Here is an 18,211-nt window from a genome sequence, read left to right as displayed (position 1 = left end):
CCTCGTCCCGCGTCCAGTGGTTACTGTTTCCCCAGCTCGCGGTGACGGGTGCTAACAGTAACATGTTCCCGATCCTGCCACGCCTCCGCAAGCCGCTCCACCAGATACACCGAGCGGTGTTGCCCGCCGGTACAACCGATGGAGACGGTTATGTAGCTGCGGTGATCGTCCAGCAGGCGCGGCAGCCACTGGGACAGGAATCCCTGGATGCTGTCGAACATGGCCGCGACCTCCGCGTGCCGCTCAAGGAACTCGCACACGGGCGGGTCGCGACCGGTCAGGGCGGCCAGATCGCTTTCGTAGTGCGGATTGGGCAAGCAGCGCACGTCGAACACGAAGTCGGAATCCAGCGGCGCGCCGTGTTTGAAGCCGAAAGACTGGAACTGCAGGGATAGTTCGTGTTCCCCGCGCTCGCCTATGCGGTCGCGCAGGGTGCGGGCCAGATCGTGCATCGACAGGCGCGAGGTGTCGACCGTCAGGTCGGCCTCCGCGGCCACATGGCCCAGCCACTCGCGTTCGCGGTCGATGGCCTCGACCAGTGGCACGCCGTCGCGCGCCAGCGGGTGGCGCCGGCGGGTCAGGTGGTAGCGCCGCAGCAGCACCTCGCTGGCCGCCTGCAGGAACAGGACCTCCACCTGCACCCCGTCCGCCCGTAGTTGCGCCAGGAGATCGGAGAACCCCTCCAGGGCCTCCAGGCCGCTGCGCACATCCACGCCCACGGCCAGATGGCGGTCGGTCTCGGTGTCGTAGTGGCCCTGCCGGACCTGATCGATCAGGTCCGGCAGCAGCGGCAGCGGGAGGTTGTCGACGCAGAAGTAGCCGGCATCCTCTAGGGTGTGCAGGGCCACGGTCTTGCCGGACCCGGACAGGCCACTGACGATTAGCAGGCGCATGGCCGATTCAGCCCTCCGGGTCCGGGTTGGGGACCGTAGTGGCGGGCACCGCGCGATGGTAGGGCGGCTCCTCCGTCTCGCCGCTCATCTGGCGGCGCTGGCGTGCGCGCAGGTCGTCGCCAGCGATATAGCCCTGCATGTGCAGCATGTGGTTGCGCACGGCCGCCTCGATCATCACCGCGATGTTACGCCCCGGCGCGATCGGCAGGCTGATCAAGGGGACGCGCAGGCCGAGGATATCGATCTCGCCGCGGCGCCCGTTCAGCCGGTCATCGGGGACCGGCGAGGGTTCGCCATGATCGCGTAGGTCGATGATCAGGCGCAGGTACTTGCCGCCCTTGATCGCGGAATCGCCGTACATGGCGCGGATGTTGAGCACCCCAAGACCGCGCACCTCGAGCAGGTCCTGGAGCAGGGCCGGGCAGTGGCCGCGCACGATGTCGGGCGCAATGCGCGCGAATTCGGGGGCATCGTCGGCGATCAGGCGATGCCCGCGCGAGATCAGTTCCAGTGCGACCTCGCTCTTGCCGACGCTGGAGGCGCCGCTGATCAGCACCCCGATCCCGAGGATCTCCATGAACACGCCGTGGCGCACCTCGAAATGGGCCAGGCGCTGCTGCAGGAAATAGCGCAGCAGCGAGATAATCTCGTGGCTGCTGGTGCTGGAGCACAGGATCAGCGGCAGCGCCTCCTGCGGGGCGTCGGGCATCTCCGAGAACGGACAGGTGTCCTCGGCGAAGATCACCGCGGTGGTCCCGGTGCGGGCCATCTCCAGGATCAGGTCGTTGCACTGGGTGGCGCTGAGGCTGGAGATGTAGCGGGCCTCGAAGTCGCCGATGATCTGGATGCGGTTGGGCCGGATCAGGTTGAGATGGCCGGCCAGCGGCAGGTCGTCCCCGTCGTCGCCGACCAGCTTGCGGTCGGGTGCTGCATGTTCGCCGTGCACGAAGCGAAGATCCAGGCGGTTTCCCATGGCCTGGATCAGGCTCTCCACGTTGATGTCGCGGGCGATCCCGCCTTCTCCCAGCGCCTCGTTCATGGCAGACGCTGCGCGCCGGAATCGCGGCTGGAGGCGGGTTCCACGGGCTTAGTCCTCGCTGAAGCGGCGCACGAGTTCCTGTTCCAGGGCCGCCGCGTCCCCGGCCCGGCGCAGCGCTCCGATGGTGTCTGGCTGCGACAGGCCGCGGGCGAGCTGGGCCAGCAGGTCGAGATGGTCGCCGGTGGCGGCCTCCGGGACCAGCAGTGCGATCAGGATATCGACCGGCTCGTGATCCATGGCGTCGAAGTCGACGCCCTTTTCCAGGCGCAGCACGGCCACGCGCGGCGCCTCGAGATCGGCCAGGCGGCCATGGGGAATCGCAACCCCATGGCCGAGACCGGTGGATCCGAGTTTTTCGCGCGCGGACAAGGCCTCGAAGATCGCGTTGCTCCCCGGTCCCGTGCCGTCACCTCCGCCGGCGAGGAGGTCCGCCAGGGCCTCCAGGGCCCGTTTCTGGCTGGAGCACTCGGGTTGCAGGCCAATGCGCTCGGAGGTGATCAACTCGGCAATCGTCATGGATCAGGAGGCCTGCTCGCGGTTGCGCTGGGCACCTTCGGCGCGGTGGTGGTCCTTGACCTTTTCCTTGTGCTTGATCAGCTGACGGTCGACTTTGTCGATCAGCGCGTCGATCGCGGCATACATGTCCTCGTGAGAGGCCTCGGCGTGGATGTGATTGCCGCTGACCTGGAGATTCGCTTCGGCCTGGTTGTGCTGATTCCGGGTCTTCTCGTGGGTCAGCACGACGTGGACGTCGATGACCTTGTCGAAGTGGCGCTCCAGCTTCGCGAATTTCTCGTTGACGTAGTCGCGCAGGGCGTCGGTGATGTCCACGTGGTGGCCGGTCAGGTTGATCTGCATGGTCAGGACTCCTTGGTTACTTGCTGCCGGTGGGCATCGAGGCCATCTGCCGGCGTTCGCTGGATGAAGGGATGTGCATCGCCTCGCGGTACTTGGCCACGGTGCGGCGCGCTACGTTGATGCCCCGGTCCGACAGGACCTGGGCGAGCCGGGCATCGCTGAGCGGCTTGTTCGGGGGTTCGTCGCCAATCAATTCGCGAATCATGGCACGGATGGCGGTGGCGGAACACTCGCCGCCATCGTTCGTGCCGACATGGCTGGAGAAGAAATACTTGAACTCGAAGACCCCGCGCGGGGTGTGCATGTATTTCTGCGTGGTAACCCGCGAGATGGTCGATTCGTGCATCTCCAGGGTCTCGGCAATGTCGCGCAGGATCAATGGCTGCATCGCGACGTCGCCATGCTCGAGAAAGCCCTGCTGGCGGTGGACGATCGCCTCGGCGACCCGCAGCAGTGTGTCGTTGCGGCTGTGCAGGCTCTTCAGGAACCAGCGTGCCTCCTGCAGCTGATCGCGCATAAAGGCGCTGTCGCGGGCATCCGAGACCTGGCGCACCATGCCGGCGTAGAGGTCGTTGATGCGGATGCGCGGTGCGATCTCCGGATTCAGCTCCACGCGCCAGCCCTCGGTGGTGTGGCGCACGTAGACATCCGGGACCACGTATTCCGAGGTGGCGGAGCTGATCTGTGCGCCGGGGCGCGGGTTCAGGGTGCGGATCAGATCCAGTGCGCGGGCCAGTTCGTCCGGGTCGCGTACGCCGGACTGGCGCTGCAGGGCCTTGTAGTCGCGCTTGCCCAGGCTGTCCATGCCGTGTTCCAGGATCGCCCGTGCGGCCTCGCGGGCCGGGGCGTCCGGGGCCAGTTCGCGTAGCTGGATCTCCAGGCACTCCCGCAGGTTGCGCGCGCCGACCCCCAGCGGGTCGCACTGCTGAATCCAGTGGAGCACTGCCTCGACCTCGTCGACGCCGACGGTTTCATCCTCGCCTCGGCTGATGGTCTCGGCCAGGGTTTCCAGGTCACCCTCGAGATAGCCGTCGGGGCTGATGGCGTCAATCAGGGCCGCCCCGATGCGCTGGTCGCGCGGTGTCAGATGGCTCAGATGCAGCTGCCACAGCAGGTGATCCTGCAGGCCCTCACCGTCGTCGTCGCTGGTGTTTTCCAGCGGGTCGCGGTCATCCACGCCCTTGTTGGGCGTCGGGGCCGGCTCGTAGATGTCGTCCCAGCGGCTGTCGGTCGTCAGTTCCTCGGGGATCACGTCGTCGCTGGTGGTGGTGGCCTCCATGCGATCGCCTTCCACCAGCTCGCCGTCCTGGTTCAGGCGCTCGGTGTCGGCCTCGGCATCTTCGTCCTCGACCTGTTCGAGCATGGGGTTGCTCTCCAGCGCCTGCTGGATCTCCACCTGGAGCTCGAGCGTGGACAGCTGCAACAGGCGGATCGCCTGCTGCAGTTGCGGGGTCATGGTCAGCGTTTGACCCAGCTGCAGATTCAGGCCGGGTTTCAGCATCGGGTATGCGGGGCGAGGGTTGGCATTGATGGAATCTTAAAGCCTGCCTTGTGGTTTGTGCACCGACCGGGCCGCATATGGGGCGCTTTCACAGGCGGAAGTTCTCGCCGAGATAGACCCGGCGCACCTGGGGATCGGCCAGCAGCTCGTCCGGTGTCCCGGCGGCCAGCAGGCGGCCTTCGCTTAGAATATAGGCCCTGTGGCAGATGCCGAGGGTCTCGCGCACGTTGTGATCGGAGATCAGTACGCCGATGCCGCGCTGGGCGAGATGCCGAATCACGTCCTGGATGTCGCCCACCGAGATCGGGTCCACCCCGGCGAAGGGCTCGTCCAGACAGATGAAGCGCGGATCCCCGGCGAGGGCGCGGGCGATCTCGGCCCGGCGCCGTTCCCCACCGGACAGCGCGATGCCCGGGCTGTGGCGCACGGTCTCGAGCTGGAACTCCTCGATCAGCGCATCGCCAATGCGCCGGCGCTCGTGGCGATCGAGTCCGGGGCGCAGCTCGAGCACGGCCTGGAGGTTGTCCCACACGCTCAGGCGGCGAAAGATCGAGGCCTCCTGCGGCAGGTAGCCGAGGCCGGCGCGCGCGCGCACATGGATGGGGGCGCGGGTGATATCGCGTTCGCCCAGGGTGATGCGTCCGGTATTGGGGCGGATCAGCCCGACCAGGCTGTAGAAGCAGGTGGTCTTGCCGGCCCCGTTCGGGCCCAGCAGGCCGACCACCTCGCCGGGCGCGAGGTCGACGTCCACCTGGTCCAGCACCGTGCGCTGGCCGTAGCGCTTGGTCAGCTCGCGTCCGATCAGGCGGTCGTTGGTTTGTGCCGGTGTGGCGGATGGGCTGGGGGCGGTGGCGTTCATTCGTCGTCGCGCGGCTGGATGGTGATGCGCACGCGCTCGCTGTCGCCTTCGCCGCGTTCGGCCTCGATCACGTCGGTCGTCAGGTCGTAGGTGATGCGCTTGCCGCGCGCCTCCTCGCTGGTGGTGATCACATGGGCCTGGTCGGTGAGGATCATGCGGTCTTCGTTCAGCAGGTAGTCGATGCGCAGGGCGGTGGCAATGCGCATCTCTCCGGTTTCCGGATCGGGTGATTCCAGGCGTGCCGGCTCGCCGTGGGCCTCCATCTCGTAGGGGCGGCGATCGCGGGTGCGCACGTAGACCTTGTCGGCCTCCAGGGTCATGTCGCCGCGGATCACGATCACGTCGCCGGTGTAGGTCCCCAGCCCCTGGCGTTCGTCCATCTCCGCGCGGTCGGCAGTGATCTCCACCGGCAGCGCCGGGCCCGAGCCCTGCTGGGCGAACGCGGGCGTGGCCAGCAGCACGAGCAGCAGGAGCGCCGCCACGCGGGCACCCGGTTGGCCCGGACGGTGGCGAAGGCTATGGGGATTCGGGGTCATGCGCGGGATCCTCCTCGCTCGTCTCGCTGTAGAGCGAGTACACGTCATGGAACAACTCTATGGTATCCCCTCGCGAGTCCACGCGCAGACCGGTGCCGCGCTGGAACAGGCCCGGCTGGTTCAGGGTGGAAAGGGCATCCGAAGTGGCGACCATGGTGTCGGTGGCGACGCGAACATCCCGCGAATCGATGAGGGTCTCCACGCGTTCGCCGCGGGGCGGCTGTACGCCGTGGGTGGGGCCCACCAGGTCCAGGGTCGCGGCGGCCGGTTGATGCAGCGCGGCGGGGGCAGTCCAGCGCCATTCGATACCGCCTTCGGCGAACAGGTCGAGGTCCGGGTCGTCCACCCACTGGGGGCCGTCACGTCCAAACTCGCGCAGGCGGGTGCCGCGCAGACGATGGCTCAGTTCGCCGTCGTCGCCGGTGGCATGCAGGGTGAAGCCGTCAATCTGCAGCGTGACCTCGCCCTCGGGCGGGCTTACCTCAGCCTGCGCCAGGGGCACGGTCGCGAATGCGAGCACGGCCAGGGTCCATCCGAGTCGGCTGCGAATCCTGCGGCTCATCCGTTCAGGTAGGTCTCGAACAGCGCGTCGAGCCGGTCCTGCGCGGCCAGCAGGCCCTCGCAGGCCTCGCGCACGGCCCCGCGCCCACCATGGGCTTCGGTCACCCACTGGGCATGCTGGCGCACCAGCGGGTGGGCGTCGCCGACCGCGATCCCGAGCCCGACCCGCTGCATCGCTGGAAGATCCACGATGTCGTCGCCCATGAAGGCCGCTTCGGCGGGGTCGTGACCGGTGCGCTGCAGCAGTTCGTGCAGGGCTTCGCCCTTGTCGCGGCGGCCCTGGATCAGATGCTCCACTCCCAGGTCGCGCATGCGGTGCTCGACGACCCCGGAGGTGCGCCCGGTCAGGATGGCGATCTCGATCCCGCCGTCCAGGGCCAGACGGATACCGTGGCCGTCGCGGCTGTTGAAGGCCTTGTACTGCTCGCCGCCGTCGCCCAGGAACAGGCTGCCGTCGGTCAGCACGCCGTCCACGTCCAGGATCAGCAGGCGAACGGCCTGCTGGTGGGTGCGCAGAGTGGTGGCATCCAGGTTCATCACGCCACCCCGGCGCGCAGCAGGTCGTGCATGTTGATCACGCCCACCAGGCGGTTTTCGGCGTCGGTGACGGGCAGGGCGTTGATGCGCCGGCTCTCCATGGCCTCCAGGGCCTCCACCGCCAGCCAGTCGGGCTGCGCGGTGTGGCCGCCGGTGGTCATGGCCTCGCCGATGGTCAGGCCGTCCAGGCTGTGCCCGGCATCCAGGGTGCGCCGCAGGTCGCCATCGGTGAACACGCCCTGGATGCGATCGTCACCGTCGGTGATGATCACCAGCCCCAGACCCTTGCGGGTGATCTCGAACAGGGCGTCCTTGAGTGGGGCGTCCGGGGTGATGCGCGGGATCGCGCCTCCGGTATGCATGATGTCGGCGACATGCACCAGCAGGCGCCGGCCAAGGCGGCCGCCGGGGTGCGAGCGGGCAAAGTCGTTGGCGGTAAAGCCGCGTGCATCCAACACCGCGACGGCCAGGGCATCGCCCATCGCCAGCGCGGCGGTGGTGCTGGAGGTGGGAGCCAGGCCCAGCGGGCACGCCTCGCGCTCGACGCTGACATCCAGGTGTACGGTGGCATCCGCGCCGAGGCGCGAGCCGGGGTTGCCGGTCATCGCGATCAGCGGTACGCCCAGGCGCCGGATCAGCGGCAGGATGGTGATGATCTCGTCGGTCTCGCCGGAGTTCGACAGCGCGATGACCACGTCCTCGCGGGTGATCATGCCGAGATCGCCGTGACTGGCCTCGCCCGGATGCACGAAGAAGGCCGGCGTGCCGGTGGAGGCCAGGGTCGCGGCCAGCTTGCTGCCGATGTGCCCGGACTTGCCCATGCCGGTGACGATCACGCGGCCCTTGCACGCGAGGATGCAGCGGCAGGCCTCGAGGAAGCGGTCGTCGATGCGCCGGGCGAGGTTGCGTACGGCCTCGGCCTCGTCATTGAGGACGGCCAGGGCGAGCTTGCGGGTCGTTTCGGGGTTGAAGTTCATGCGGTTGCCGTGATTCCCAAATAGACAAGGTAGCTTGCGAAGGCGATGAGGAGAAGGGCGCCCTGCCAGCGCCGGATCTGTCCGCGGCGGCCCAGCGCGATCAGGAACAGGGCCACGGTCAATGCCAGCATCACCGGATAGTCGCGCGTCAGCACATCGGCGTCGATTGCCAGCGGCGTGATCAGGGCCGGAACGGCCAGTACCGCGAGCAAGTTGAACAGATTGGAGCCGACTACATTCCCGATCGCCAGCCCGGCCTCGCGGCGGAAGGCGGCGACCACCGAGGTCGCCAGCTCCGGCAGGCTGGTGCCCACCGCGACAATGGTCAGCCCGATGACCAGGTCGCTGACCCCCAGTTGTTCGGCGATCTCGACGGCCCCCCAGACCAGGGCCTGGCTGCTCGCCAGCAGGAGCAGCAGCCCGAACACGAGCCAGGCGATCGCGGGCCCCAGTCGGTCGCCCTCTGGGATCGTCTCGACCATGCCGCGCACCACCTCGGGGGTGTCGTCATGGGGGGCCGGGCGTGCGCGCCGGGCGCTGATGGCCATCCAGGCAGTGAACAGGACCAGACCGGCCAGCAGCGCGATGCCCTCCAGCCGGCCCAGTTCGCCATCCACCAGCAGGAGCAGCACGCCGAAGCTGACCAGCAGGAGGATCGGCAGTTCGCGCCGAACCATGCCGCGCCCGATCGCCAGCGGCGCGACCAGGGTCGCGGTCCCCAGCACCAGCGCGATGTTGGCGATGTTCGAGCCGATCGCGTTGCCCACCGCCAGCCCCGGGTTGCCCTGCAGGCTGGCGAGGACCGAGACCACGATCTCCGGTGCCGAGGTCCCGAAGGCGACGATGGTCAGGCCGATGATCAGCGGGCTGACGCCCAGGCCGCGGGCCAGGGCCGAGGCGCCGAACACGAAGCGGTCGGCACTCCAGGTCAGCAGGATCAGGCCGCCGATGATGGCGACAACGGGTAGCACCATGGACAGTCGGGTCCGGGGAGGGTCAGGCCCGGGATTGTAGCCGATTGGGTAGTGGTTTCAGCAGCGCAGGCGGTCCAGACACCCGGCGGTGGTCACCTGCGGTGTCCAGCCGAGCTGCTCGCGGGCGCGGGTGCAGTCCAGTACCAGCGGGCCGTCCAGCCCGCGGACCCAGCCGGGGTCCCCGGCGCGGGCGGTCAGGCGCCAGGCCAGCGGGTGCAGGGTGCGGATCAGCCGCAGTGGCACCGGGATCCCCCAGCGCCGCTGGTGGCGCGCCATCGCCCGTAGCGACCAGGCAGGTTCGGCCCCCAGGTTGAAGATCCCCGCGGTGCGAGTTGTGATGCTGCGCACGATCGCGGCGGCGGCATCGTCCTCCCACAGGATCTGCACTGGCTGTTCGCCTCCGGCGGGATACAGCCGCCCGCGGGCGATCTGCAGCAACAGCGGGTGGGCGTTCGGGCCGACGATCGCGGGCGGGCGCAGGAGGGTCACCTGGCACTCGGGGTGTTCCCGGGCGAGCGCGAGTAGGGCCTGCTCCACGGCGACCTTGTCTTCGGCATAGGGGAAGCGCGGCCGGGTGGGATGGTCCTCACGGAGCGGCTGCGGGCTGTCCGGCCAGGGGCCGTAGACCGCCGCGCTGGACAGGAACACGATGTGGCGCACACCGGCGGTCACCGCCGCGTGGAACACCTGCTGGCTCAGGGCCACATTCTGCTGGCGGACCCAGGTGCGGTCATGCCGGCGGCGTCCCCCGTGACCGCCCATCAACTGAAAGGCGAGGTGCACCAGCGTGTCCACCCCGGCCAGGTCGTCCGGCTGGAGCTGCGCCAGGTCGAGTACCCGGGCCTCGATAACGGTGCCGTTCTCGGGGGGAGGCAGCGCTGGCGCGGCCCGGTCCAGGGCGAGGATGTGTTCAATCGTCGGCTCGTGTGCCAGGGCGGGCAGCAGGACTTGCCCCAGGCGCCCGGCGGCGCCGGTCACGGCGACGTGCATCCGTGTTTCGCTCAGGTTGCGGTGCGGGCGACGGTGGTCGGGGCGGGGTCGGCAAACGCGGGCATGACCTCTTCCGCGAAGCAGTCCATGGACTCCTCGGCCAGCGCATGCGGAACAGCCCCGGCGCCGAAGGCCAGCAGGACCTGGTCGACCCCGGCCGCGCGCAGGCCCTCGATGCGTTCACGGCATTCGGCGGGGGTGCCGACGAGCGTCATGCCCAGCATGTCGAGGACCTTCAGGTTGATCCCGGCCTTGACCAGGTGGCGGAAGCGGCCGAGCGAGCGGTAATAGTCGTAGCCCTCGATCAGGCGTTCCAGCACCGGCAGGGTCTGCTGGAACATGTGGCGGTAGAACCACTCGAAGGCCGGCTTGGCCTCGCGCCGCGCGCGCTTGCCGTCCGGCAGGCACAGGACCCCAAGCGTCATGCCGACCCGGGGCGGGTGGGCGATGTCCGTGCGTGTCGCGTCCCAGGCCTCGTGGTACAGGCGGATGTCCTCGCGGATCATCTGCCAGGGCTTGAATGGCCCGGCCAGCGCGCCGATACCCTGCTGCGCCGCCCAGGTGAAGGACTCCGGGCTGACCGCGGCGGTCCAGATCGGCGGGTGCGGGGCCTGTACCGGGCGCGGCATCACGGGCACGTCGTCCAGGTGATGGAACGGCCCGTCCTGGGTGATGCGGCCGGTGGCGAAGGCCTGGCGCAGCGCATCCAGCCCGGCATCGACCCGCGCGCGGGACTCGCTCATCTCGGCCCCGAATGTGGCATATTCGCGCGGCGAGAAGCCGCGCCCGATGCCCAGATCCAGGCGCCCGCCGGAGAGCTGGTCGAGCATGCCGACGCGCTGCGCCACTCGCAGCGGATGGTGGTAGGGCAGCGGCACTACGCCCAGGCCCAGGCGCAGGCGTTTGGTGCGCTGGCTGGCCGCGGCCAGCACCAGGTCCGGCGCGGTGGAGTGGGAAAACTCCGGCATCAGGTGGTGCTCCACCAGCCAGGCGGTGCCGAAGCCGAGATGATCGGCGCGCTCCCACAGGCGCAGGGTGTTCTCCAGCACCTCCGCTTCGGAGGTCTGCAGGAAGTCCGGTACCGAGAGCTCGTGGAACAGGTCGAAACGCATGGCGCCAACTGTGCCGCGCGCTCGCAGGTGATACAAGCAATCCGCGCAAAGCTGCGGTTACGTCGTGGAGGTTGAGGCATGTCGCAGGATCAGGAAGCGCCGGTATTGCAGGCCGCCGGGGTGGCGGGCCCCGGAGAGGACTGGTGGGACGACTTCTTCCCCGAGGACCTGCCGCAGGACTGGCAGCTGGAGTACTACACCCATTACCACAGCCGTTTGTTGCTGCCCGCCCCGGTGTGGACCGAGGCCGGGGCGCCGGCCTTCGGCGACTGGGCCGAGGCCGTGCCACCCGCGCTGCGGCTGACACTGGACTGGCCGGTGGAGCTGGGCCTCGAGACGGGTGCGACGCGGGCGCGCGCGCTGGCCGAGGCTGTCGGCGACGGCCTGCAGGCGGTGGCGCCGGGGCCGATGGGGCCGGCGCAGGTGCAGGCGATCCGCGCGGCGCTGGAGGCGGCCGGACTGGGGCGCCTGATGGTGTACGGCGCCGGCGAGGAGCGGGTGATCGCGCGCGCCGAGGCGGCCTGGTTTCATCCCGCCCCGGCGCCGAAATCGGCGGCGCTTGCCGGGGGCGGGGCCTGGCAGGTCAACCCCGAGGCAGGGCTGGATGCGCCGGGCTGGCGCGCGCTGGTGGAGGCCCTCGGGCAGGCCGGTGGCAGCGGCGAGACCCCGGTGTTCCTGCGCGCGCGTCCGGAGCGGCTGTCGGATTTCCGCACCATCGCCGCATTGCTGGGATTGGGATGAGCACCGCGCCCGCCCGTTTGACGGTCTCCCGGCCTGCGCCCAGACTTCGGGGTTCTGTGGGCCTAAGGAAACACTGATTGATGTACACACTCGCGTTGGTACCCCAGGTTTTCCGAGCCAAGGCGCGGCGCGCAGCCGGTAGTGGTTCTACCGGCCCGTTTTTGACCGATTCGGGCCGCAACGCAGGATCGGGGAACCTGGGGTGCCAACCCCGAAGGGGCTCGGCCGCCCGTTGTCATCAAAAACGGGCGTGCGCACGGCGTTGCGGTTCCCTTGTGCAGAATGACTGCACGGCGGTCACCGCGCTTTGTTCGCACGCAAAAGCGGCTCGAGCGCGAGCGTGTACATTAATCAGTGTTTCCTTAAGGGCGAGGAGCGCGCGTGGCTGACCCGGCAGTGGAAGACAGTCCGCATATCGTGATCGAGAACCTGTGCTTCCGGCGCGGGCGCAAGATGATTTTCGATGACCTGTCGATGCGCATCCCGCGCGGGCAGGTGACGACCGTGATGGGGCCCAGCGGCAGTGGCAAGACCACGCTGCTGCGCCTGGTCGGCGGTCAGTTGCGTCCGGACAAGGGCCGCATCTGGGTGGATGGCCAGGAGGTGGCGAGGCTCTCCACCCGGCGGCTGTACGCGCTGCGCAAGCGCATGGGCATGTTGTTCCAGAGCGGTGCGCTGCTGACGGATCTTTCGGTATTCGAGAACGTCGCCTTCCCGCTGCGCGAGCACACGGATCTGCCGGAGGACGTGCTGCACGCGCTGGTGCTGCTGAAGCTGGAGGCGGTGGGCCTGCGCGCGGCGCGCGACCTGGACCCGGCCACCCTGTCCGGTGGCATGGCGCGGCGCGTCGCGCTGGCGCGCGCCATTGCGCTGGACCCGGACCTGATCCTGTACGACGAGCCGTTCACCGGGCTCGATCCGATCACCATGGGCCAGATCGTCAGCCTGATCCGCCGGACCAATCAAAGCCTGGGGCTTACCAGCGTGCTGGTCTCGCATGACGTGACCGAGGCGATGGCGATCTCCGATCAGGTGGTGCTGATCGCCGATGGCCGGGTAGTGGATGCCGGGCCGCCGGACGAACTGGAGGCGCGCGCTTCCGACTGGAGCGCGCAGTTCCTGCAGGGTCGCCCGGACGGGCCGGTGCCGTTTCATTACCCGGGCGCGTCCTACCGCGATGACCTGCTGGGGCAGGGGGAGCGCCGCGATGACTGATTCGATTGCCGCGCTGGGTCGGACCACGATCAATGCCCTGACGGTGTTCGGCCGGGCGTTCATCTTCCTGATCCGGATGCTGGCGAGCCTGGATATCGTCTTTCGCCGCTTCGGCCTGACGCTTGTTCAGGTGTATTCGGTGGGGGTGCGCTCGCTGCTGATTATCGTCGTGTCCGGGCTGTTTGTCGGCATGGTGCTGGCGTACCAGGGCTACATCACGCTGGTGAACTTCGGCGCGGCCGAGGCCCTGGGCGGGGTGGTTGCGCTGTCGCTGGTACGCGAACTGGGGCCGGTGGTCACCGCGCTGCTGTTCGCCGGGCGCGCCGGCTCCGCGCTGACCGCGGAACTGGGGCTGATGAAGACGACCGAACAGCTCTCGGCGATGGAGATGATGGCGGTGAACCCCTATCGCCGGATCTTCGCGCCACGCTTTGTGGCCGGGTTCCTCTCCATGCCGCTGCTGGCCGCGATCTTCAGCGCCGTGGGCGTGATGGGCGGCTACCTCGTCGGGGTGGGGCTGCTGGGCGTGGACAGCGGCGCCTATTTCTCGCAGATGCAGTCGGTGACCGACTGGAACGAGGATGTGCTCTCCGGCGTGATCAAGAGCATCGTGTTCGGCTTCGTGGTGACCTGGATCGCGGTGTTCCAGGGCTTCAATGCGCAGCCGACGTCCGAGGGCATCTCGCGCGCCACGACCCAGACGGTGGTGGTGTCGTCGCTCGCGGTGCTGGGCCTCGATTTCATCCTGACCGGGCTGATGTTCGGCGCGGGCTGACCAAACAGTGTTTACCCAGGACAGGTGGCAATAATGAAGGTACGTTTCTTCGAACTGGCGGTCGGTGTCTTCGTGCTCCTGGGTATCGGGGCGCTGTTCTACCTGGCGGTGCAGGTGAGCAACGTGACCGACTACCACGACCGTGACACCTATACGGTGAGCGGATACTTCGACAACATCGGGGGGCTCAAGACGCGTGCCCCGGTCACGGTGTCGGGTGTGCGCATCGGGCGAGTGGCGGATATCCGTTACGATCCGGAACGCTTTCGCGCCGAGGTGACCCTGGCGATCCGCTCGGAGTACGACTACCTGCCGATGGACACCCAGGCCGCCATCCACACCGCGGGGCTGTTGGGCGAACAGTACATCGCGCTGGAGCCGGGTGGTGACTACGACACCCTGCAGGAAGGCGACGAGCTGATGTTCACCCAGTCGGCACTGGTGCTGGAGAACCTCATCGGTCGCTTCATGACCAACATGGGTAGTGACTGATCTACCCAAACCGGGAGCAAGAGACATGAAATGGTTGCATGAACGAATCCTGATCCTGCCGCTGGCGCTGCTGGTCCTGATCCTGGCGGCTCCCGCCCAGGCCGAAGAAAACCCCGCCGAGCTCATCAAGCAGTCGATCGACGCGGTCTACGAGAAGCTGCGGGCAAACGAGGCGCGTGCGCAGGAAGATCCTGACTTCGTGATTGGCGTGATCGAGGAGGAGATCCTGCCCGGCGTGGATGTCAACGGGATGGCCCGCCTGGTCCTGGCACGTCACTGGCGCGATGCCAGCAGCGAGCAGCAAGACCGCTTCGCCGAGGCCTTCAAGAACACGCTGCTGCAGGCCTACGGGGTGCAACTGGCCGATCATCTGGACAAGGACGTGCGCGTCATCGAGCGGCGCTCGCGCCAGGACGAGCGCATGGCCGTGGTCGCCACCGAGGTGGTGATGGGCTCCGGCCAGTCGAACATCCAGGTCAACTACCGTCTGCGTCCGGTGAACGGCGAATGGAAGGTCTTCGACGTCGAGGCCGAGGGGCTCAGCTTCGTCGGCAACTTCCGCACTCGCTTTAACGAGGAGATTAACCGCGATGGCCTGGAGGCGCTGATCGAGCGCCTGGAAGATGGCGACGAGGCGTTGATCGAGGATGCCGTGGGCGACGTGACCCCCGACAACGGCGCCGCGGACCGGTGAGCGACGCACAGATCCGGGCGGATGAAGGCGGTCTGGTCGTCAACGGGCCACTGACCTTCGCGACGGTGGCCGGGCTGGAGGCACGGGCCCGCGGGCTGACGGCGCATCTCCCGGAACACGCTCGGGTGGACCTGACGCAGGCGGGTCGTATCGACAGCGCCGGCGTGGCGTTCCTGGTCATCCTCTGGCGTCGCGCCCGCGAGCAGGGCCGCACCCTGGTCTTCGAGCCCCTCCCCGAGGGGTTGCGCCCGTTACTGGAGTTGTACGACCTGGAGTCGATTATCACCGACTCCGCCGCCCGTTCCGTCGCCTGAGTCGTGCCGGCGGCGGGCGAACGGGCGAGCCCGGCGCGGATTCGTTATCATGGCGCGTTTCGCCGAACCACGGTCGGTTCGGCGGTCAATCCGGGCATCCCATGGACAAACTGATCATTACCGGAGGTCGCCGACTCGAGGGTCAGGTCTGGATCTCCGGGGCCAAGAACGCCGTGTTGCCGATCCTGTCCGCCACCTTGCTGGCGGACGGGCCGATGACCATTGGCAACGTCCCGCATCTGCAGGACGTGACCACCACCATGGAACTGCTCGGCCGCATGGGCGTCAGCCTTACGGTTAACGAGCGCATGCGCATCGAGGTCGACCCGACCACGCTGACCCAGTGCGTCGCCCCGTACGACCTGGTCAAGACCATGCGCGCCTCCATCCTGGTGCTGGGGCCGCTGCTGGCCCGCTTCGGCGAGGCCGAGGTTTCCCTGCCGGGTGGCTGTGCCATCGGTTCGCGTCCGGTGAACCTGCACCTGCGGGGTCTTGAGGCCTTGGGGGCCGAGATCGAGGTCGAAGGCGGCTACATCCACGCTCGCGCGGATCGCCTGAAGGGCGCGCGCGTGGTCTTCGACCAGGTGACGGTAACCGGTACCGAGAACCTGTTGATGGCCGCCACCCTGGCCGAGGGCGAGACCCTGATCGAGAACGCCGCGCGCGAGCCAGAGGTCATCGATCTGGCGGACTGCCTGACCGCGATGGGCGCGAAGATCCAGGGGGCCGGCACCGACACCATTCGGGTGCAGGGCGTGGAGCGCCTGCACGGCTGCGAATACGATGTGATGCCGGACCGTATCGAGACCGGCACCTTCCTGGTCGCCGCCGCGGTCACCCGTGGGCGCGTGCGCTGCCGCAATACCCGCCCGGAGCTGCTGGACGCGGTGCTGGCCAAGCTGGTCGAGGCCGGCGCTCGCATCGAGACCGGGCCGGACTGGATCGAGCTGGATATGGAGGGCCGCCGACCGAAAGCGGTGAACCTGCGCACCGCGCCGTTCCCGGCCTTCCCGACCGACATGCAGGCGCAGATGATGGTGCTGAACACCGTGGCCGAGGGCACCGGATCGGTAGTCGAGACGGTGTTCGAGAATCGCTTCATGCATGCGCTGGAGCTGCAGCGCATGGGCGCGCACATTACCATCGAGGGCAATACCGCGATCGTCGAGGGCGTGGAAAAACTGGTCGGTGCGCCGGTGATGGCGACTGACCTGCGTGCCTCGGCGAGCCTGATCATCGCCGGCCTGGTGGCCGAGGGCGAGACCGAGGTGGACCGCATCTACCACATCGATCGCGGCTACGAATGCATCGAGGAAAAACTGAGCCAGATCGGCGCGACCATTCGTCGCGAGCCGGTCTGAAGCTGCGACTCACACGGAACCGGACGAACGCCTGACCCATGATGGATCCCAACGCCCTGACCATCGCCCTGTCCAAGGGCCGCATCCTCAAGGACACCCTGCCGCTGCTTTCCAGCGCCGGGATCGAGCTGCTGGAGGATCCGGACGAGACGCGCAAGCTGATCCTCGACACCAACCGCGAGGACGTGAAGATCGTGGTGGTGCGCGCGACCGACGTGCCCACCTACGTGCAGCACGGCGCGGCGTCCATCGGCGTGGCCGGCAAGGACGTGCTGATGGAACACGGCGCGGCCGGGCTGTACGAACCGCTGGATCTGCATATCGCCGAGTGTCGTCTGATGCTGGCGGGGCGCCCGGGCCAGCAACCGGACCCGCAGCAACGCCTGCGCATCGCCACCAAGTTTGTGAACATCACGCAGAACTACTTTGCCCAGCAGGGCCGCCAGGTCGATATCATCAAGCTCTACGGCTCGATGGAACTGGCACCGCTGGTGGGCCTGGCCGACTACATCGTCGACCTGGTGGATACCGGCAACACCCTCAAGGCCAACGGCCTGGAACCGCTGGAACTGATTACCCCCATTAGTTCCCGGTTGATCGTGAACCAGGCAGCCATGAAGATGCGACATAGAACCATTCAAAATCTCATCGAGGGCCTGCGGGAGGCCGTCACCCCCGCGACGACGTAATCGAGAACCCCATGACCGCCGATACCGACGACCTGCGAATCCGCGAAATCCAGGAGGTGTCCGCCCCGGACACCGTACGCGATGAACTGCCGATCACCGATGCGGCGGCCAACACCGTGTTCGAGGCCCGCCAGGCCTGCCATCGCATCCTGCGCGGCGAGGATGACCGCCTGCAGGTGATCGTCGGCCCCTGCTCGATCCACGACGTGGACGCCGCGCTGGACTATGCCGATCACCTGAAGACCCTGCGCGAAGAACTCTCCGACGCGCTGCATATCGTGATGCGGGTGTACTTCGAAAAGCCGCGTACCACGGTCGGCTGGAAGGGTCTGATCAATGACCCCGATCTGGATGGCAGCTTCCATATCAACAAGGGCCTGCGCGTGGCGCGCGGACTGCTGCGCGATCTGGCGGTGAAGGGCATGCCGGCGGCGACGGAATACCTCGACCTGATCAGCCCGCAGTACATCGCGGACCTGGTCGCCTGGGGTGCGATTGGTGCGCGCACCACCGAAAGCCAGGTGCACCGCGAGCTGGCCTCCGGTCTGTCCTGCCCGGTGGGCTTCAAGAACTCGACCGATGGCAGCCTGCGCGTGGCGATCGACGCGATCCGTTCTGCCTCGCGCCCGCATCACTTCCTGTCGGTGACCAAGTCGGGCCGCTCGGCAATCTTCTCCACCACCGGCAACGACGACTGCCACATCATCCTGCGCGGCGGGAAGCAGCCGAACTACGACGCCGCGAGCATCGAAGAGGCCTGCAAGGAACTGCGCATGGCCGAGCTGCCGGAGTCGGTGATGGTGGACTGCAGTCACGCCAACAGCCGCAAGGACCCGAAGCAGCAGATCGAGGTCGCGCGTGTGCTGGGCGAACAGATTGCCGGCGGCGATCGGCGCATTATGGGCGTGATGCTGGAGAGCCACCTGACCGGTGGTCGCCAGGACATCCTGCCCGGCAAGCCGCTGCAATATGGCCAGAGCATCACCGATGCCTGCATGGGCTGGGACGACAGCGAGGCCACCCTGCGCCTGCTGGCCGATGCCGTGCGCGCGCGCCGCAAGGCTGCCGTACCCGCCTGAACGAGGAGCCCGAC

The 18,211-nt window shown here is 67.9% G+C and carries 22 protein-coding genes; 9 read left to right on the top strand and 13 right to left on the bottom strand.

The genetic code is table 11. The features are described 5' to 3' along the window. Nucleotides 1-20: 20 nt before the first annotated feature. From rapZ to F792_RS0102720, 13 genes are all read right to left on the bottom strand, one after another. Nucleotides 21-893, bottom strand: coding sequence for an RNase adapter RapZ (rapZ, locus tag F792_RS0102780; RefSeq protein ID WP_018168279.1), 873 nt, complete (start codon nucleotides 891-893; stop codon nucleotides 21-23). 7 nt (nucleotides 894-900) lie between these two features. Further along, nucleotides 901-1,932: an HPr(Ser) kinase/phosphatase gene (hprK, locus tag F792_RS0102775; protein ID WP_018144532.1), complete on the bottom strand. Its 1,032-nt coding sequence runs from the start codon at nucleotides 1,930-1,932 to the stop codon at nucleotides 901-903. 48 nt (nucleotides 1,933-1,980) lie between these two features. Continuing rightward, nucleotides 1,981-2,448 (bottom strand): PTS sugar transporter subunit IIA, encoded by a 468-nt coding sequence (locus F792_RS0102770; protein ID WP_018168278.1) that lies wholly within the window; start codon nucleotides 2,446-2,448, stop codon nucleotides 1,981-1,983. Between the two features lie 3 nt (nucleotides 2,449-2,451). Continuing rightward, nucleotides 2,452-2,790, bottom strand: coding sequence for a ribosome hibernation-promoting factor, HPF/YfiA family (gene hpf / locus F792_RS0102765; protein WP_018144530.1), 339 nt, complete (start codon nucleotides 2,788-2,790; stop codon nucleotides 2,452-2,454). Nucleotides 2,791-2,806: 16 nt separating this feature from the next. Then, nucleotides 2,807-4,291, bottom strand: coding sequence for an RNA polymerase factor sigma-54 (locus F792_RS0102760; RefSeq protein ID WP_018168277.1), 1,485 nt, complete (start codon nucleotides 4,289-4,291; stop codon nucleotides 2,807-2,809). 88 nt (nucleotides 4,292-4,379) lie between these two features. After that, nucleotides 4,380-5,150, bottom strand: coding sequence for an LPS export ABC transporter ATP-binding protein (gene lptB / locus F792_RS0102755; RefSeq protein ID WP_018168276.1), 771 nt, complete (start codon nucleotides 5,148-5,150; stop codon nucleotides 4,380-4,382). Next, entirely contained in the window at nucleotides 5,147-5,686 is a 540-nt protein-coding gene (gene lptA, locus F792_RS0102750; RefSeq protein WP_018168275.1) for a lipopolysaccharide transport periplasmic protein LptA, read from the bottom strand. Before lptA ends, lptB begins: the two co-directional genes overlap by 4 nt. Then, entirely contained in the window at nucleotides 5,667-6,248 is a 582-nt protein-coding gene (gene lptC / locus F792_RS0102745) for an LPS export ABC transporter periplasmic protein LptC (RefSeq protein ID WP_255349455.1), read from the bottom strand. The genes lptA and lptC overlap by 20 nt, the downstream gene beginning before the upstream one ends. After that, nucleotides 6,245-6,784, bottom strand: a complete 540-nt coding sequence (locus tag F792_RS0102740; protein ID WP_018168273.1) for an HAD family hydrolase — start codon at nucleotides 6,782-6,784, stop codon at nucleotides 6,245-6,247. The genes lptC and F792_RS0102740 overlap by 4 nt, the downstream gene beginning before the upstream one ends. Further along, on the bottom strand, nucleotides 6,784-7,761 hold the full coding sequence (locus tag F792_RS0102735) for a KpsF/GutQ family sugar-phosphate isomerase (RefSeq protein WP_018168272.1): 978 nt from the start codon (nucleotides 7,759-7,761) through the stop codon (nucleotides 6,784-6,786). Before F792_RS0102735 ends, F792_RS0102740 begins: the two co-directional genes overlap by 1 nt. Beyond that, nucleotides 7,758-8,735 carry a calcium/sodium antiporter gene (locus F792_RS0102730; protein WP_018168271.1) on the bottom strand — a complete coding sequence of 326 codons (978 nt, stop codon included), beginning with the start codon at nucleotides 8,733-8,735 and terminating at the stop codon, nucleotides 7,758-7,760. Before F792_RS0102730 ends, F792_RS0102735 begins: the two co-directional genes overlap by 4 nt. A gap of 57 nt (nucleotides 8,736-8,792) precedes the next feature. Beyond that, nucleotides 8,793-9,725 carry an NAD-dependent epimerase/dehydratase family protein gene (locus F792_RS0102725; protein ID WP_018168270.1) on the bottom strand — a complete coding sequence of 311 codons (933 nt, stop codon included), beginning with the start codon at nucleotides 9,723-9,725 and terminating at the stop codon, nucleotides 8,793-8,795. Nucleotides 9,726-9,736: 11 nt separating this feature from the next. Further along, the gene (locus F792_RS0102720) at nucleotides 9,737-10,837 is read right to left on the bottom strand and encodes an LLM class flavin-dependent oxidoreductase (RefSeq protein ID WP_018168269.1); all 1,101 of its coding nucleotides are present in this window, start codon (nucleotides 10,835-10,837) and stop codon (nucleotides 9,737-9,739) included. Between the two features lie 78 nt (nucleotides 10,838-10,915). Between F792_RS0102720 and F792_RS0102715 the strand changes: the two genes are divergently transcribed. From F792_RS0102715 to F792_RS0102675, 9 genes are all read left to right on the top strand, one after another. Continuing rightward, nucleotides 10,916-11,578, top strand: a complete 663-nt coding sequence (locus tag F792_RS0102715) for a hypothetical protein (protein WP_018168268.1) — start codon at nucleotides 10,916-10,918, stop codon at nucleotides 11,576-11,578. A 381-nt stretch (nucleotides 11,579-11,959) separates the two neighbouring features. Further along, nucleotides 11,960-12,793 carry an ABC transporter ATP-binding protein gene (locus F792_RS0102710; protein WP_026313092.1) on the top strand — a complete coding sequence of 278 codons (834 nt, stop codon included), beginning with the start codon at nucleotides 11,960-11,962 and terminating at the stop codon, nucleotides 12,791-12,793. Further along, the gene (gene mlaE, locus F792_RS0102705; protein ID WP_018144518.1) at nucleotides 12,786-13,568 is read left to right on the top strand and encodes a lipid asymmetry maintenance ABC transporter permease subunit MlaE; all 783 of its coding nucleotides are present in this window, start codon (nucleotides 12,786-12,788) and stop codon (nucleotides 13,566-13,568) included. Before F792_RS0102710 ends, mlaE begins: the two co-directional genes overlap by 8 nt. A gap of 33 nt (nucleotides 13,569-13,601) precedes the next feature. Continuing rightward, complete coding sequence (mlaD, locus tag F792_RS0102700) at nucleotides 13,602-14,060, top strand: outer membrane lipid asymmetry maintenance protein MlaD (RefSeq protein WP_018168266.1); 459 nt, start codon at nucleotides 13,602-13,604, stop codon at nucleotides 14,058-14,060. Nucleotides 14,061-14,085: 25 nt separating this feature from the next. Then, nucleotides 14,086-14,754 (top strand): phospholipid-binding protein MlaC, encoded by a 669-nt coding sequence (locus F792_RS0102695; RefSeq protein WP_018168265.1) that lies wholly within the window; start codon nucleotides 14,086-14,088, stop codon nucleotides 14,752-14,754. Beyond that, on the top strand, nucleotides 14,751-15,068 hold the full coding sequence (locus F792_RS0102690) for a lipid asymmetry maintenance protein MlaB (RefSeq protein WP_018144515.1): 318 nt from the start codon (nucleotides 14,751-14,753) through the stop codon (nucleotides 15,066-15,068). The genes F792_RS0102695 and F792_RS0102690 overlap by 4 nt, the downstream gene beginning before the upstream one ends. 101 nt (nucleotides 15,069-15,169) lie before the next feature. Beyond that, entirely contained in the window at nucleotides 15,170-16,429 is a 1,260-nt protein-coding gene (gene murA / locus F792_RS0102685; protein WP_018144514.1) for a UDP-N-acetylglucosamine 1-carboxyvinyltransferase, read from the top strand. A gap of 38 nt (nucleotides 16,430-16,467) precedes the next feature. After that, a complete protein-coding gene (gene hisG / locus F792_RS0102680; RefSeq protein WP_018144513.1) occupies nucleotides 16,468-17,118 on the top strand; it encodes an ATP phosphoribosyltransferase in 651 nt (216 codons plus the stop codon). 11 nt (nucleotides 17,119-17,129) lie between these two features. Next, nucleotides 17,130-18,197, top strand: coding sequence for a 3-deoxy-7-phosphoheptulonate synthase (locus F792_RS0102675; RefSeq protein WP_018168264.1), 1,068 nt, complete (start codon nucleotides 17,130-17,132; stop codon nucleotides 18,195-18,197). The last annotated feature ends 14 nt before the right edge of the window (nucleotides 18,198-18,211 follow it).

This window comes from Thioalkalivibrio sp. ALMg9, assembly GCF_000380625.1.
GTDB classification, from domain to species: Bacteria; Pseudomonadota; Gammaproteobacteria; order Ectothiorhodospirales; family Ectothiorhodospiraceae; genus Thioalkalivibrio; species Thioalkalivibrio versutus.
The sequence above is the reverse complement of the archived record's forward strand: the minus strand, read 5'-3'. Positions and strand labels throughout refer to the sequence as shown.